The sequence below is a fragment of the Pseudomonas sp. FSL R10-0056 genome (assembly GCF_009600105.1).
Lineage (GTDB): Bacteria > Pseudomonadota > Gammaproteobacteria > Pseudomonadales > Pseudomonadaceae > Aquipseudomonas > Aquipseudomonas bubulae.
The window spans coordinates 63,981-78,972 of sequence record NZ_WIWL01000123.1; the positions used below are offsets into that span (position 1 = coordinate 63,981).

A 14,992-nucleotide genomic window follows, 5' to 3' on the forward strand; every position below is an offset into this window, starting at 1 on the left:
AGAAACGCGGTTACTGGACGGTGGGCTTGCCGTTGTGCCGCGTGGCTTGCGACTCCAGCTTTTGGGCGAGTGAGGGTTTGGTAGGCGCTGCCCGTTGGGCTTGAGGCTCTATAGGGCTGGGCTGATTTTCAATGGCGGGGAAGAACTCCTCGACGATGGCACCGGTGTCCTCCTCGCTGTCTTCAAAGGCCCCATTGTTAAAGCCCTGCCGGGCTGCGTGATCCAAGGCGCTCTGGTCAAAGCCCGAGGCTTGTCGGGTTTCGTCCAGCTGCTTGGCTTCCAGCAAGGCGTCTTCTAGGCTCAGGCCGCTGCGAGCCGTGATATCGACGTAGAAAATCGGTGTACCGTGGCTCTGCCGAGTGGACTTACCACGCAGACGCAGCTCCAACGGCAGACAGGCCAATCGATCGCCGGAGATGGCTTGTAGGTAGTGCAGACGCGCTGCCAGGGTGCGAATGCTGTTAAACCCGGTGGTACGGAAGACAAAACTGCCCAGAGGATCATCGTCACCAATAACCACGTTCAGCCGGCCGTAAGGTTTGCAGGCATTGCCTTGGGCCAGTGAGCAGCCATCTGGTGAAGGACAGGGCAGCGACTGGATGCCGTCCTTGGTCAAACGCTTGCAGGTCTCACCATTGCCGACGCACAGCGGTCGGCCGGTGGTGCGGTCGAACAGGCTGTAGTCCGCGCGAAAGTTGAGGTCCGGCTCGTTGAACAGCAGCCGAATCGGAATGCTGCGCAGCTTGCCGTCCTGGCCATTGCGCAGTTCCTCATTGAGCGGGTGCAGCAGCCAGCCGTCGCGGCTCTGTACCTGCGAAGTAATAGTGAACTGATCATCTTTCTCCGGCAGACGTTTGCCGTTTTTCTCGACGACCTTGCCGATGGAAATACGTCCGAGTACTGGAGGGGTGATCGCTAAACCTTTGAGCATGGCGGTTATCCTTGATCTGAAAATAAAAAAGCCACCGGGATGTAAACGGTCCAGGTGGTTTATGTTCGGTGGGTAGAGTCAGGCGATCAGGAAACGACGACTTCCTGTTTTGATCTTTGGGTAGCGGATCTGCAGGTAGGGTTTTTCCTTGAGCATCCGCTCGACATCTAGCCCGGTACTGTCTTTGGCCTTCCTCCAGCTGATGTAGCCTTCGGTAAATTCGGCACGGGTGGCTGCGCCCATGGCTTGCTGCAGGACTTGCTTGAGCTGTGCCTCGCGTTCCTCCTGTTGAGCAATGCTCTGGCGAACAGCCTTGAGCTCCAGGTAGGTGGTGGCCAGCTCCGTGTGCTGGCTGAAATCCAGCGTCTGGCCGTTGTCCTCGGGGTAGAGGCAGCGCAACGCGGCTTCCGCTGAGGCCGTACCGTCGGCCGGTGGTGGGGTATCACTGACCACGTAATCCCAAAACAGCCGCTCCAGGTCGATCAACCGAGTAATCATCTGCTCGTCTCGTTCGATGCGATGGATCTCCAGGTGTTGGCCACCCAGCAGTACCGCCACATCCGCCGCCTGTTTGCCGGTGACGGCTAGCTGATGCATGACTTGCAACTGCACATACTCCGGCACGCCTTCTTTCCAGAGGCGTGCGCCGTTGATACCAGCAGTTTTGCATTCAAGGATCTGCACATCGTCGGCGCCGATGACCTCGCGGTCGATGTTGGCCAGCATCCAGGGCAGTTTAGGATCAGGATGCTGCAACACGGCATTGATGCGTCGTACCCGGTGCCCACTACGCTTGGTGTAATGCGTCGCGACAATCGGCTCCAAGATGTTGCCCCAGTAAGCAGGGCTCTCTTCGTCATTGGGATCTATCTTGGGCAGTGAGGTATCACGGCCAGTTTTCTCCAGCCATAGCTCCAGCTGGGATTTGTAAGGGTTAAGACCTACAGCGGCGGCTGCATCCGAGCTGCCGATGCCTTGTTTACGCACGGCCAGCCAGTCCTCACGCGGTAGTTGTTTGGTACCGACAAGGCGCAAGGCTGGACGTGGTTTGGCGTTGGAGTTTTGCAGTGTTTGCGTAGCCATGATGATTTCCTGTTCGGCATAAAAAACGCCCAGCCAGCAGGAGCTGACCAGGCGCTTTAATAGTTGAAGGGGGAGTGGGGCTAGGCGGCGAGTTGCAGGGCTGCGTTCAGTGCGCGCTCTTTGATACTTGCACCGGCTCCGAACCACGCAGAGTCCATTCGGTATTCGGTACTCCTGGCGCGTCGCTCGTGATCGACATACTCCGTCACGGCGTTGAGCAAGCCCCATGCAGTTCCTTGAGCTGATTCAAGCGTGGCTCCACGACCTTGGCCTTCGTACAGCCCTTGGACTTTGCGCAGCGCTCGCTCATTCGGAAGCACTTCCGGCAGCTTGCTATTGGGGGCCACATCACACAGCACATTCATGAAGAAGCCCATCGCCTCATGCCACTGCACCTTGCGCTCCGCCAGTGCGCGCATTCGGTACATAAATTCATCCCATTGCGAGACGGCGATGCCCAGTTGTTTCTTCACGGCCTGCGGATCAAAGCGCGTGTTGTGCGGCACCTTGATTGCGCGGGTAGCGCCGTTCAGGGAGATGGTCAGGGTGTTGTTGCAAACTACACGCACGGTTGTCGGGGTCGCGGTGGTGGCCAGCGTGCCGTCACAGGAGGTGGCTAACAGAAGATAGCCATTGACCTGATCGTTCCCCTTCAGCACGGTTGTCTGCCCGGTCCTGGCCAGAGCCCAGAACTTGCGGCCACCTTTGAGTATCCCAGCTGTTTCCAACTCATAACCGGAGACCTCAGTCAGATCTCTGTAGAACTCCAGTACCTCACGAGGCTGCACGACCTGGTAGCGGTTGGAAACCACCGACAAGGGGGACTTGGTGTCGGAGCGATATAGCACCTTCTGTTCCGGAAAGGCGTGAATCGTGCCCAGGTTGCCGATAGTGTCGGCCTTGAAGTGAACAGGACTTTCCTGAATCTGCCAGTTCATGCCGGCTTCCCGCTGCCAGACTTCGAGCGGTTGCTTTTGCGTCAGCCGGTTACCCAGACCATGCCAAGGGGTAGCGCCAACGTATGCCATTTGTTCGACGAGATGAGCCATGGGAGTAATTCCTTTGGGTGCGTGCCGGCATAAATGCTGCGCTCGCGCAGCATTGGCCGAAGAACGTTGTAAGAGGATTAGGTTGGTAGGTTGAAGCGATGATTGCAGGCGAGGCAGAGGTTGTTGGCGAACACATGGCGATCGAGTTTTTCGCCGAGCTGAGCACCGAGGGTGCAGCCGCCTGCACCTCCAGCGAGCCCGCCGAGGATGGCACCAGAGACTGTGCCGAGGGTGATGCCAAGCGGGCCGGCAATAGCGCCGACAGCAGCCCCCATCTGGCCTGCAGCCAGTGCAGCGCTCGCACCACGAGCGGCTCCTCCGACGGTTCCAACCGCTGCGCCAATCTTCATGGCCGTTTGTAAAGATGCGATCTTGGGGGAGTTACACAGAGGACATTGCAATGACATGGTTCTGAGTTCCATGGGGTGGATGTCATGGCAGTGATGTAGGACTATGTTTTTTTTGAGTCAAATTGTGATGCGCTGTATGGCTAGACGAATTGAGTGCGATCAGCATCAGCCCGAATGCAATTGGCGGGTCTATGGGAATGCAATTGAGTGGTCAAGTCGGTGCATCTACATGAGTATTTTGAGTACGGCCGTCATCAAATCGGTCGTCACAAACGATTGGTTGGCAAAACACGCCTTACAAGTGGACCTGCTGGCGGTAAACAGCAGGCTCGTTTTAATGGCCTTGCGAGCTGGCTTGTCATGGTGTAGTCGATTGTCTCAGGTCGCAAGCAGGTTGACGTACTGCCGATAGAGCTGCTCCTTTTGTGCTGGCGACATGTTCTCCGCAGGAACGTACTCAGTGAAGATAATGCCCGAATAGTCTGGAAAGCTGGCTTCTGTCATTCGTTCCATCGGCAAGTCGAAAATGGTCTGATCGACCGATTCGATGAAGGATTCAAGACTGGCCGGTTCCCCCTCGCTACTCAGTTCCTCCCACAGGGCTCCACCCTCGAAAACCGTGCTGTCCCACTCCCCGGAAAATAGGAATTGGGCCAGTAGTTCCAGAGATTTATCGTTCCACAGGCGGTAGGTCATGTGGTTGCGCTCATACCCCTCGGAGACACGGTCGACAATGTCGCTGAATGTCAGGGCAAGCTTGCCTGTGTCGCAGTCGAGTCTGAAATCGCTGCGCTCATCACCGAAGCCCGTTCGATACTTGAGGGGATGGGTAGTGCAAAGCTTAAGGGCAATGGCATAGGAGCTGCCCCTCAAGCAATAGTCGTGGCGGTCAAGTGTGCTGACTCTTCGTAATATTTGCTTGCTGAGGTGGTCGATCAGGTTGTTTCGAATGAAATCCCGGGTTTTATAAACCCAGGCTTCATCATAGACAGGCTGCGGGCCAACGATCACCAGGTTAGAGGAAAGGCCGGGTTCAAGGGGGCCTTCGAATCGCATCAGTGGAAGCTCAAGTGCATAGGCTTCATCGAAGTTTCGCAGGCCGGTCCGGATATCGTCGAGCAGGTGGTTTCGTTGTTCGATTTGAATGTCATCCAGGCCATGGTCGGCTCCATATTTCATTCCGTTGCCTCGATTTTTGGAGATGCGTTCGCGCCGATGCAGCTGTGATGGCTTATGGCCTTGAAGTATGGTCATGTGCCGGAAGAAGTGAAAGAGGGTTTTTTCTTCAACCAGTGAGCTGCATGTCGGGAATCGACCTCACCAGGCATCTGCGTTTGTGACTTGGTCGTCGTGCCCCACACGGTAATAGGATGTCGTTATCCTACTGTCTTAAATATTGGCTCTGCTGGTTGTTCGCACACATTCCAATGCGTGGGAATGACTTCAACTCAGTGTAAGCGGCAAGCGGAATCACTCAGTTTGTCTTCGCAGGATTGGAAAGTGGGCTACCTAAGCAACAACAGGATAACAAGCATCACCCCATAGAGTTTCCGGGTTATCCAGCATCAGCAAAATAATCACCGGCACCAACTTGCCGAGAAGGTTTGAGCAGTCGCGCAGCTGGTCCCGGTTCACACTGCTGTTCCAGGTTGCGCCCCCATGCATGACCTGGTTTCGCAATGTATAAATTCGATTGAACAGAACGCCGAGCACTGCTGGGGTATTGCGGTTGGCCAACGCTTGCTGCGCTGCTCGCCGACCACTGGAAAAGCGCTCGGTCCACTGTTGCTCGCTGATCTTGCCGTTCTGGTGATCCCAGAAGCTCTGGAAGACGAAGGGGTTGTCCAACAACGCGCGAATGCTGCCAGAGAACTCGGACCAGACCAGATTCTCGATCAGGTTGGCAGCGTCGAGCGCGCAGAGTTTGTCTAGGAACGCCTTGAACGTGGTTTGCTCAGAAAGGCGGTACTGTTCGTCAATATCGGTGGCGTAGGCCGAGTTGAAGGCGATCCACAGGAAGATAAAACGCCCATCGACATCGTCAGCTTGCTCGGCACGATTGAGCCAACTCAGCGCCCGATGAACACGCAAGGTGAGGTTGGGGTGATGACTTTCACGTTCCTGGCGATGACGGGTCTTGAGTGCTTGATGGTCCATGGGGTGCCGATCCTTGAGGTCATGGGCAGTACGTAGACAGAATAGAAGTGTCTGAGAACTTTACATATATTTTGGCTAAACCTAGGCATTGGTAGAGAAGTGTCTATCCAGGGCCTGAGAACCTGCTCCATTTGTTTACCTGTACGGACAAACAACATGGACGGAGGCTTTGTTTTTGCTTAGGGTATGGCCATTCGATATTACCTGCAAGGTGGTCTGCATGAAGCGCGAACAGTTTCTGGCGCAACCTGAAGTTGAGTCCTTCATCGCATGGCTTGCAGTGAACTTGCCGACGTTGACTTTCAAGCTGCGCTTCAAGGCGAGCAAATTTGTGCTGGGCGGTTTAACGGCTGATGTCCAGGGTTTCGAGCAGGTTCTTGAGCAATATCGCTGGAAAGCAAGCTGGCAAGATACCAACCAAAGCTCGGTGGATTCACAAACCTGGGCTGAAACTCAGCGTTCTCTAGGGCAACTTAGCGAGTGGCTGACGAGTGCGGTCAACCGGGGAGATGAACAACAAGCGCTTCAAGCGTGTTTGCAGATTCTTCGTTGGGGTGGTGTCCGGGGAGCCATTCCATTTTTGCACCGGCTGGCCGCAAAGGGCGAGCTGTCGAGCTATCTGCAAAAAATGGCCGGGCTCATGTTGCTCGACGGCGACAATGATCTGAATGATCTCGACGCGATCAGTGTCGAGCGTTTCGATGCTGGCCTGACCAAGATTCACGCCTTGCTTGATCCGTCGGGGTCTCCCATCTATGACAGTCGCGTCGGCGCAGCGATAGGCATGCTGTATTCGCTGTTTCGCCAGCAATGGACGGGGAGCGGCAAAGCTCTGCTGGCTTTCCCGTCCGGAGGTGCTCGCGGCAGCCAGATCCGCAACCCGGGAGCGTTCTTGAACGGACTGGCGGCGCCGCAGTTTTCGGCGATCGATTATGCCGCGTGGGCACGTTGGCAGGTGCGGTTGGGGTGGATTATCCGAGCCCTGCTCGAGCGTACCGGCTGGTTTGCTGAACAAGGGGCTCTGCCCGCGCGGTGCCACGCGTTCGAGGCCAGCCTTTTTATGCTCGGCTATGACCTGCGGTGCTTTGGTGTGACGCTGGCGTCTGATCCGAAGGCAACGTCGCCAGTGATGGATGCGCAGAAAAGTGAACGTGATGGCACTGGCTGGGTGCCTACCGGGCACCCCTTCAGTCAGGTCCTGAAGGATTATCTGGCCTTCCGCCACAGCGGTTCGCTCGACAATAAAGCGTCCTTCGTTGCATGGCTGGTGACTAACCCGCGTAACGAGAACCCGCTCACGCGTGCCACCGCGCAGGGCTACTGTTTCGCGTTTTCCATTGAGGAATTCGACCTGTTCGGCCGACCGGTCGAAGAGCTCGAACGCATTGTCGACGGTGGCAAGGATGGATTGTGTGCGGCACTGGCAACCGAGACATTGGAGCCGTTCACCCTGAGTGATGAACGGGCAAGTGTCTGTTTGGTGGATGTATTGATCACGGGCAATGCGTATCTACGGGCGACGACCGAGAAAGAGCGCATCGACTACCTCTTGAGCGCCGGATATGCGGGTACCGAGAACTCTGCCAAGACTCTGATGGCGTTGGGGCGCAACGTGGGCAAGCACTTCGGCCTGCTCGATGCGCAACATTTGCCAACGACCTTGTTCGAGCAGTTTTTTCGCGGATGTTCGCTCGACGCCTGACTCACACACGACATTCAATCAGCGTGAAGCGTTCCTGGACGCTTCACCGGACTGGAAGCGACCATGCAAACTCGAAACGGATTTCAGCTGTACTCCGCCTCAGATATCTGCGGTTTTCTTGAGTGCCAGCACCTGACGGCTCTAGACCTTCAGAACCTTGTCATGCCTATGGAAAAAGCCGCGGCAAGCGATCAGAACCGACTGATACAGGACAAGGGCTTGGCCCACGAGGCGGCCTTTTTCGAGCGGCTCAAAAGCGAGAATGCCAACGTAGTCGACATCGCCGAGGGCAATCCGAGTTTCGCGCGCCGGGTGGAACTTACCATCCAGGCCATGAAGGCCGGCGCCGATATCATCTTCCAGGCGTCGCTTCAGGAAGGCGCCTATATTGGCCATGCCGACTTCCTGCGCAAAGTGCCGCGAGCGTCGGCGCTGGGCGACCACAGCTATGAGGTTATCGACACCAAGCTGGCGAAAACGGCCAAGGCCAAATTCCTTGTGCAGGTTGCGCTCTACTCGCGAATGCTGATCTCGATCCACGGTGTGCAGCCACAGTTCATGTACGTCGTACTCGGTGATGCTGCGCGTACCGAGCAGGCATTTCGGGTGGCCGACTACGCCGATTATCTGGAACATGTGCTACAGCGTTTCGATGCGTTCGTGAACAGTGCCGAACTGCCAGTCACCTACCCCGAACCGTGCGGGCATTGTGGGTTCTGTGCCTGGCGTGATCGCTGCGACGAACAACGACAGCAGGACGATCACCTCTCGGCGGTAGCGGGTATCAGCCGTTCGCAAATCAAGAAGTTACAGAGTGCCGGCGTGACCACATTGCACCAACTGGCGGACAGTCCCGACGACCTGCGCATCCCGAAATTGCAGACAGAGTCGTTGAGCAAGTTGCGGCATCAGGCGCGGTTGCAGTTCCAGGGGCGCTCCAGTGATGTCCCGTTGTTCGAGCTCCTGCCTGTCTTGGGTGAACGGCGTGGTTTCTATCGGATGCCCAAGGCGGTCGATGGTGATCTGTTCTTCGACATGGAGGGCAACCCGCTGGAAGAGGGTGGCCTGGAATACCTCTTCGGTCTTTACATCGACGAGGGTGGGCAGCAAACCTTCAAACCCTTTTGGGCGCATACCCGAGAAGAAGAAAAGGTCGCCTTCGAGCAGTTCATCGACTGGGTCATCGGCCATCTCAAGCGTTACCCCGACGCGCATATTTACCACTACGCCAGCTACGAAGAGACGGCCATCAAGCGCCTGATGAGCCAGCACGGGACGCGTGAAGCACAAGTGGACTGGTTGCTGCGCAACGGCAAGATGATCGATCTGTACAAGGTCGTGCGCGAAGCGATCCGGGTGTCCGAGCCCAGCTACTCGATCAAGAATATCGAGCACTTTTACATGGACAAGCGCGACGGCGACGTCACCAATGCCGGCGCGAGCATCGTGTTTTATGAGCGGTGGAAAGAAACCGGTGAGTCGGCGTTGCTTGAGCAGATCGAGCGTTACAACGAATACGATGTGCTATCGACCTATCTTCTGCGTGACTGGCTGTTGGAAATAAAACCGTCGAATGCAGGCGCTTTTCTCGGGTCTGAAGCCGAAAGCGAGAAGTCCATGGCGGAGCAAAAGGAGATCGAGATTCGTCTGGAAGATTATCGCGATCGTTTGCTGGGGAGGATGTGCACCGACGAAGAGGCCATGAGTGACGAGGAACAGGTCAAGTTGCTCACCTTCCAGTTACTCGACTTCCACCGCCGCGCAGATAAGCCGACGTGGTGGCAGCTGTTCAGCCGTCAGGACATGACAACCGAGGAACTGCTGGAAGATATCGAGAGTCTGGCCGGTTTGCAGCGTACAAAAACACCGCCGGAACCGATCAATCGGTCTTATCTGTATGAGTACAGTTTCGAACTACAAGAAACCAAAATGCGTACCGGTTCTCAGGGCGTCATCACCGAGTCCCTGGCCAGCGTACAGCTGGTTAATCTGGACCATGACAACGGTCTGGCGACATTCAAGGCTACCGAGAGAAATGCACCGCCTGATTACTTCGACATGATTCCCGGGAGGCCGATCCCGTCTACTTCGCTACGCAAGGCGTTGTTCCGTTATGCCGACAGCCTCTTGGCCGGCGAACAGCGCTTCCAGGCGGTTGCAGACTTTCTGCATCGACGCGCTCCTCGGGTGAAGGGCATTAAGCCGGGTGCACCACTTGTTGATTCAAGCCTGCCGACGATTGATGCCATCAAACAGGTGGTGCGAAACCTCGAGCACAGCGTGCTGTTTATTCAGGGGCCGCCAGGTGCAGGCAAGACCTACACCGGCTCGCACGTCATCGTTGATTTGCTCAAGGCGGGCAAGCGCATCGGCATAACATCCAATTCGCACCACGCCATCAATAACCTACTGGCGGCGGTTGAATCTCGTGCGCAAGAAGAGGGATTCACTTTCACGGGATTGAAAAAGTCCTCGGAAGGCGAAGGCACGGTGTTCACCGGCCGCTGCACCCGTTCCATCGAGGAAAAAAAGGAGTTCCTCGACGCCTGGGGGCCGAACATTAACTTGACGGCCGGCACCGCCTGGCTATTTGCCGACCCCGTCTTCACTGAGCAACTGGACTACCTCTTCATCGACGAGGCTGGTCAGGTGAGTGTGGCGAATCTGGTCACGATGGGCTTGGCTGCGCGAAACATCGTCCTGATGGGTGACCAGATGCAATTGTCGCAGCCAGTGCAAGGCGTGCATCCGGGCCGCTCCGGCGATTCCATCCTCGACTATCTGTTGGATGGCACGCCCACAATCGCACCTGATCGTGGGGTGTTCCTGGCGCAAACCTGGCGGATGCACCCCAACGTTTGCTCGTTCATTTCGCAAGCCGTGTACGAAGGGCAACTTTCTTCGGCGTCCGGTACTGAGAAGCGGGTGTTGTTACTGGATGGCCAGCGACCGGAAGTGTCGAACAGCGGGCTGATGTTTTGCCCTGTGGAGCACGATGGCAACAGCCAGAGTTCGGACGAAGAAGCTGCGCAAGTCCAAGAGCTTTACGCATACTTCTTGCGCCAGCGTTATGTGGATAACAAGGGCGTAGAGCACGCGATCTGCATCGAAAACATCCTGGTAGTAGCCCCCTATAACCTGCAAGTGCAGTTGTTGAAACAGGTGCTGCCAGCGGGCGCTCGTGTCGGTACTGTGGATAAGTTTCAGGGGCAGGAAGCGGAGATTGTCATCGTATCGATGGCGACCTCGAATGAAGACTATTTGCCCAGAGACATTGGCTTCCTGTACTCGAAAAATCGCTTGAATGTGGCCGTCAGCCGGGCGAAATCGCTGGCCTGTATCGTCGCCAGCCCCGATCTGACTGCCATACGCTGCCTGACTCCGCACGACATGAGCCTGGTCAACGGTTTGTGCATGGCTGTCAGGTACGGGATGGCTGCCAATGCTCTCGCCCGGTGTGAGTAGTGCCATCAAGGGTTTTGTCATCTATCCGCAACAGGGAAGACAGTAATGCCATACACGCCCGCTTTGCTTCCTCTGCTGCTGAAGGCTTTGGCCTCGACGAGCTTTTGCGTTGATGACATGGAGGGGCTCGGCTTGGGGGACTGGCACGCTTCAGTGCTTCTCGACAACACGCAGTATCTGTCGTCGTTTGATCCGCTGGCGTTCAATGACCGGAATCTTGTGGGGGACACCCCACTGGACATCGCCTATCGGCTGAACCGAATCGCACTGATCGAGAAGCTGGAGGCACTCGGTGCCGTGGGGGACAAGCAAAGGCGCGACTGGAAAGGCCTCGGCAGCTTCATGCCGCACGATAAATACATGCATCTTCCCGCCAGGCAGGGAAAAATAAAAACTCTTGAAACGCGTTTCCGGCTAGGCGGGAGTCTCAACCATCGTGATGTGGGCGGAAATACGCCTATCCATTGGCTCGCAATAAACGGCCACTTCAAGGCCGTCAAGTACTTCACTGACAAATACAATATGTTCGAACTTGATATGAACGCGAAGAACAACGAGGGCAATACCGCTCGAAATCTGGCCATCCTCTATGGCCATAACGACATCGCTGAGCAACTGCTGATCCGGGAGATCAACAACTGCATCAGCGCTGCGCGTATCTGGCACGAGATGTCGGCCGGATGGACATGGATGTTGCCGAGTCGAAACGCCTGACAGACAGCGATCGACTCGGGGCAACACGCCTTCGCCCAAAGGATTGAGGATCAGTCATGCATGAGCCAGGGGCGCAGCTCCTTGAGGTTGGTTGCCACGATTTGCTGTGCCTCGGGGTTAGTGGCCTGGTTTCTCGGGTCGATCTGATAGCGTTGCAATACATACTTCACCAGCGCCCTGCGACTGGGCACCACTAGCTGGCCATCAATCATGCCGAAGTCGGTTTCGATGATTGACTTCTGCGCCGCGTTCAATCGCCCATCGGCTGCAAAGATGACGGGTATCTCGGTATTCCAGTCTTCATCCAGCTCACGAGTATTCTGCGATTCGTCGAGCAAATCCGGCTGCCCCCGTAGGCGGCTGAGTACAAAGTCGCGGTACTGGCCATTCTTCTCGCAGTAAGCCCGTACATGCCATCGCATACCGGTGTAGACCAGTGTGTGAGGGGCTATGAGGCGAATCTCCACGTTCGGAGTATTGAGCGACACGTACTCGGTTTCCAGGCGCAGGCCGTCGCGACAGGCCTTGAGCAACGGGCGCAGGACTTCCGGCCGAATTGGACGATCCGGGACTTCCAGCACCTTGGTGTGGGCGTAGGCCAGGGCGAGTCCATCGATGTGCGGGGCGCGTTCGTTGTTCTGGTAGAGCAGGTGCAAATAGGCGCTGGCGCTGTCGTCGATGAACATCGGCGTGAACGTCTTGCTGGGCACGTAACCTTTTATTTTTTTGTCATATGTAAGATTTTTAGGCGCATGTTCTGTGATGTAGGTGTTGATGTCCTTGGACGCCTGCTGACGGCTGATGCCGAAGCTCTGCATCAAGTGTCCCGTGGTCAACCGGCCCTCCCACCAGGCAACGGTCTCAATCAAACGATAGCGAAGTGCCAGGTCCCAGCGGACCTGTTCAATGGACTGCTTGCGTTTCATACCCTCTCCATGTGTGCGAATACTTTACCTGTATAAGTCTACATTCTAGACCTGTCGTTTAACACTACATATCGTGTGTCTATCTTCAAAATGAATTGAAGTCACGAAAGGAAGTGGAGATGAGTATGTCGGAAGCGGTTTCGACGGGTGCATTGCTGATGATGGGAGCAATCCTGCTGGTGTTATTGCATCAGTGTCTGAGATTGCGTGAGCTCTGGCAGATGGCTATGGCCTGCCAAAAAAATGTGCGCTGGGCGCGGATCTGGGAAATGGAAAACCGCGAACTGCGTTCGGCGTTGCGAGCCGAGAAAGAGCACGTCCAGCAGTTGCAAAGAAAGCTGGTGATTCTGCAGGAATTGATCCCTGCAGAGGGATAAGGGAAAGGACATGAACAGACTTGAACGGATCAAGGGTTGCCTGCTCGGCGGCGCCGTCGGTGATGCGCTAGGCGCCGCAGTGGAGTTTCTCGAGTGGTCTGCAATTGAAGCTAAGTTCGGTCCACAAGGTATCGTTGATTTTGCCCCTGCTTTCGGTACCACCGGCGCCATCACCGACGACACGCAGATGATGCTTTTCACCGCAGAAGGTTTGCTGCGGGCTTATGTGTGCGGCAGCTCACGAGGGACTTGCCACGTCCCCAGTATTATTCACCATTCGTTGCTGCGCTGGCTGATAACCCAGGACTACCCTACGGCGATGCCGATCGGCGTGGACGGCTGGCTGATCAAGCAATCGGAGCTCTGGTCTCGGCGTGCCCCTGGCACTACTTGCCTAGGTGCACTCAAGGCCAGTCCGCGGCTGGGCGCAGTTGCCGAGAACAACAGCAAAGGCTGTGGCGCCTTGATGCGCGTCGCTCCCTGCGCCTTTTTTGCAAACGCCTTTGACTACGCTGCCCAGTCAGGACGCCTGACTCACGGACATCCTACGGGCTACCTGGCGGCCGGGTTGTTTGCCGATATTCTCCAGCGCATTGTCGATCGGCAAGACAGCTTGGAGCACGCGCTTACTCAGAGCTTGGCCAAATATGGACAAACGCCGGGTACCTTGATCAACTATCAGGTCGAGGCGGTGCTGTACCTCTATCCCGGCCCTGAAATTGAACTGAGCCTGATTGAGGCCAAGGCTGCTCTGGAGCGCTATATCAACACTCAGCGGCGTTTGGGACGGGATATTCGGCGCTCGGCGATTCATGCCGCCCTGCATGTGTCGAGGGTGCAGCGTGTGGAACTGATCCACCCGTCCGAGGATGTGGTAGTGGCGGACAACGAGGCGGCCAACTGCATGGGCTTTAGTGTGGTGATTGGTGGCACCGATGAGTGAGGCCAGCCTGCTGCCGTCGAACCGTACGCCGTTGGAGCAGGCGCTGGCTCAGGTGTCGATGGAGAAGCCGGATCTGCCGGACGTCCTGCGGCGCATGATTTCACCGGACACCTGCCCCTTCGAATTGCTGCCATGGCTGGCTATCCAGCGCAGTGTCGATCGCTGGAATCCAGATTGGTCAGAGACGATCAAGCGTAAGGTGATTAGGGATTCTTTTGAGGTCCACAAGCGCAAAGGCACCGTGGGCGCGCTGCGCCGAGTGGTCGAACCGTTTGCCGACCTCATAGACCTCACCGAATGGCACGAGCTTGAGCCGATGGGCGAGCCGGGCACTTTCAGTATGAGCTTGGCGTTGTTTGATAGCGGCCTGACTGAAAAAGGCCTGGCCGAGCTGGAACGAATTATTGGCGATACCAAGCCTATCAGTCGGCACCTGGTGGGCTTGAGCATTACCTACAGCCCGACCGGCGAGCTGTTCTTGGGCGGGGCGATTCTCACCGGTGATGAAGTGGTTATTTCCTCCGTTGAATTGCAGTACAGCGATGAGGATTTGAGTCGGTTGGAAAGTGCTGCGAAAGATTACAACCGTATCGGTAACATATTTATGTCCAAACTTTTTAGCGTTTGATCTTTTAATTCCTAGACCGCTGTTATTCAAAGCTGGGTGACAGTGTTTAAGTTACAGGAAAATACATATGGACTATCAGGCGGAACGGCTTGGTGTGATTGTGGATTTGGCAGAACAAAGTATGGACATTGTCCAGCGCTTTTCTAATGATCCGATTGGCGCGGGAAATATTCAAACCGCAACAGGCCCAATAAAGAATCTTAAACAAGTATCCGCTGATATTAAGTCTGACGGCGAAGCGGTCATTGATGTGGCGGTCACAGAGTTGATCGATACGCTGAAAACTGACACGACAATTAGTGCATTGGTTGTGGGTTTATCAGATGCGCAGGCCTTGGCCGGTCAGAGCGCCGATCGAGCCGAGTTGGCCGCCGAGTACGCCACCGCAATGGGTAAGATCTACGCCAGTACAGCCATCGGCTTGCTGCCAGAAAACACACTATCGGGGCAGTACTTCGGCGTAATAAGTCCCGCCGCCACCGATGACGTAATTGTCTATTTGAACAATGCAGGGGTCGCCTTAGACACCGGAAAGCGTTACTCCAGCGGCGAAGTTGCCAAGCAGCTTGAGAGCGGGCAATTCATCAAGTTAGGGATGGTCTGAAGTAGGCCGCTATTTTTCGACTGCTGAGCCATAGGTGCTTTCAAAAAACGGCAGCCGTTCAAA

At 56.0% G+C, this 14,992-nt stretch carries 14 protein-coding genes; 7 read left to right on the forward strand and 7 right to left on the reverse strand.

All coding sequences use genetic code 11. The annotated features are described in order from the left end of the window. Positions 1-10 precede the first annotated feature (10 nt). The 6 genes from GHO42_RS07040 to GHO42_RS07065 form a co-directional block, all read right to left on the reverse strand. On the reverse strand, positions 11-931 hold the full coding sequence (locus tag GHO42_RS07040; protein ID WP_060765701.1) for a hypothetical protein: 921 nt from the start codon (positions 929-931) through the stop codon (positions 11-13). A 78-nt stretch (positions 932-1,009) separates the two neighbouring features. Further along, a complete protein-coding gene (locus tag GHO42_RS07045) occupies positions 1,010-2,014 on the reverse strand; it encodes a YqaJ viral recombinase family protein (protein WP_060765700.1) in 1,005 nt (334 codons plus the stop codon). Positions 2,015-2,094: 80 nt separating this feature from the next. Then, positions 2,095-3,063 (reverse strand): DUF932 domain-containing protein, encoded by a 969-nt coding sequence (locus tag GHO42_RS07050; RefSeq protein WP_150073205.1) that lies wholly within the window; start codon positions 3,061-3,063, stop codon positions 2,095-2,097. A 77-nt stretch (positions 3,064-3,140) separates the two neighbouring features. After that, positions 3,141-3,413 carry a hypothetical protein gene (locus tag GHO42_RS07055; RefSeq protein ID WP_178114908.1) on the reverse strand — a complete coding sequence of 91 codons (273 nt, stop codon included), beginning with the start codon at positions 3,411-3,413 and terminating at the stop codon, positions 3,141-3,143. A gap of 378 nt (positions 3,414-3,791) precedes the next feature. Next, positions 3,792-4,667 carry a hypothetical protein gene (locus GHO42_RS07060; protein ID WP_153327434.1) on the reverse strand — a complete coding sequence of 292 codons (876 nt, stop codon included), beginning with the start codon at positions 4,665-4,667 and terminating at the stop codon, positions 3,792-3,794. A 255-nt stretch (positions 4,668-4,922) separates the two neighbouring features. After that, positions 4,923-5,570: a HEPN domain-containing protein gene (locus GHO42_RS07065; RefSeq protein ID WP_060766122.1), complete on the reverse strand. Its 648-nt coding sequence runs from the start codon at positions 5,568-5,570 to the stop codon at positions 4,923-4,925. A 220-nt stretch (positions 5,571-5,790) separates the two neighbouring features. Here GHO42_RS07065 and GHO42_RS07070 point away from each other — a divergent pair, with 220 nt between their 5' ends. The 3 genes from GHO42_RS07070 (at position 5,791) to GHO42_RS07080 (ending at position 11,451) form a co-directional block, all read left to right on the forward strand. After that, positions 5,791-7,272, forward strand: coding sequence for a hypothetical protein (locus GHO42_RS07070; RefSeq protein WP_153327436.1), 1,482 nt, complete (start codon positions 5,791-5,793; stop codon positions 7,270-7,272). A gap of 63 nt (positions 7,273-7,335) precedes the next feature. Next, entirely contained in the window at positions 7,336-10,737 is a 3,402-nt protein-coding gene (locus tag GHO42_RS07075; protein WP_153327438.1) for a TM0106 family RecB-like putative nuclease, read from the forward strand. 45 nt (positions 10,738-10,782) lie between these two features. Then, positions 10,783-11,451, forward strand: coding sequence for an ankyrin repeat domain-containing protein (locus GHO42_RS07080; RefSeq protein WP_153327440.1), 669 nt, complete (start codon positions 10,783-10,785; stop codon positions 11,449-11,451). 50 nt (positions 11,452-11,501) lie between these two features. Here GHO42_RS07080 and GHO42_RS07085 read toward each other — a convergent pair whose 3' ends face one another. Next, positions 11,502-12,377: a WYL domain-containing protein gene (locus tag GHO42_RS07085; RefSeq protein WP_153327442.1), complete on the reverse strand. Its 876-nt coding sequence runs from the start codon at positions 12,375-12,377 to the stop codon at positions 11,502-11,504. Positions 12,378-12,496: 119 nt separating this feature from the next. On the opposite strand from GHO42_RS07085, the gene GHO42_RS07090 reads away from it, so the two are divergent. The 4 genes from GHO42_RS07090 to GHO42_RS07105 all read left to right on the forward strand — a co-directional run bounded on the left by GHO42_RS07090 (position 12,497) and on the right by GHO42_RS07105 (position 14,929). Next, positions 12,497-12,754 (forward strand): hypothetical protein, encoded by a 258-nt coding sequence (locus tag GHO42_RS07090; RefSeq protein WP_060765568.1) that lies wholly within the window; start codon positions 12,497-12,499, stop codon positions 12,752-12,754. A gap of 10 nt (positions 12,755-12,764) precedes the next feature. Next, positions 12,765-13,697, forward strand: coding sequence for an ADP-ribosylglycohydrolase family protein (locus GHO42_RS07095; RefSeq protein WP_256670561.1), 933 nt, complete (start codon positions 12,765-12,767; stop codon positions 13,695-13,697). Next, complete coding sequence (locus GHO42_RS07100; RefSeq protein WP_153327444.1) at positions 13,690-14,325, forward strand: phage tail protein I; 636 nt, start codon at positions 13,690-13,692, stop codon at positions 14,323-14,325. Before GHO42_RS07095 ends, GHO42_RS07100 begins: the two co-directional genes overlap by 8 nt. 67 nt (positions 14,326-14,392) lie before the next feature. Beyond that, positions 14,393-14,929 carry a hypothetical protein gene (locus GHO42_RS07105; RefSeq protein ID WP_153327446.1) on the forward strand — a complete coding sequence of 179 codons (537 nt, stop codon included), beginning with the start codon at positions 14,393-14,395 and terminating at the stop codon, positions 14,927-14,929. The last annotated feature ends 63 nt before the right edge of the window (positions 14,930-14,992 follow it).

Excerpts from the sequence above, each read along its gene's own strand:
- GHO42_RS07040 (WP_060765701.1), bottom strand. The coding sequence starts at position 931 with ATGCTCAAAGGTTTAGCGATCACCCCTCCAGTACTCGGACGTATTTCC.
- GHO42_RS07045 (WP_060765700.1), bottom strand. The coding sequence starts at position 2,014 with ATGGCTACGCAAACACTGCAAAACTCCAACGCCAAACCACGTCCAGCC.
- GHO42_RS07050 (WP_150073205.1), bottom strand. The coding sequence starts at position 3,063 with ATGGCTCATCTCGTCGAACAAATGGCATACGTTGGCGCTACCCCTTGG.
- GHO42_RS07055 (WP_178114908.1), bottom strand. The coding sequence starts at position 3,413 with ATGAAGATTGGCGCAGCGGTTGGAACCGTCGGAGGAGCCGCTCGTGGT.
- GHO42_RS07060 (WP_153327434.1), bottom strand. The coding sequence starts at position 4,667 with ATGACCATACTTCAAGGCCATAAGCCATCACAGCTGCATCGGCGCGAA.
- GHO42_RS07065 (WP_060766122.1), bottom strand. The coding sequence starts at position 5,570 with ATGGACCATCAAGCACTCAAGACCCGTCATCGCCAGGAACGTGAAAGT.
- GHO42_RS07070 (WP_153327436.1), top strand. The coding sequence starts at position 5,791 with ATGAAGCGCGAACAGTTTCTGGCGCAACCTGAAGTTGAGTCCTTCATC.
- GHO42_RS07075 (WP_153327438.1), top strand. The coding sequence starts at position 7,336 with ATGCAAACTCGAAACGGATTTCAGCTGTACTCCGCCTCAGATATCTGC.
- GHO42_RS07080 (WP_153327440.1), top strand. The coding sequence starts at position 10,783 with ATGCCATACACGCCCGCTTTGCTTCCTCTGCTGCTGAAGGCTTTGGCC.
- GHO42_RS07085 (WP_153327442.1), bottom strand. The coding sequence starts at position 12,377 with ATGAAACGCAAGCAGTCCATTGAACAGGTCCGCTGGGACCTGGCACTT.
- GHO42_RS07090 (WP_060765568.1), top strand. The coding sequence starts at position 12,497 with ATGAGTATGTCGGAAGCGGTTTCGACGGGTGCATTGCTGATGATGGGA.
- GHO42_RS07095 (WP_256670561.1), top strand. The coding sequence starts at position 12,765 with ATGAACAGACTTGAACGGATCAAGGGTTGCCTGCTCGGCGGCGCCGTC.
- GHO42_RS07100 (WP_153327444.1), top strand. The coding sequence starts at position 13,690 with ATGAGTGAGGCCAGCCTGCTGCCGTCGAACCGTACGCCGTTGGAGCAG.
- GHO42_RS07105 (WP_153327446.1), top strand. The coding sequence starts at position 14,393 with ATGGACTATCAGGCGGAACGGCTTGGTGTGATTGTGGATTTGGCAGAA.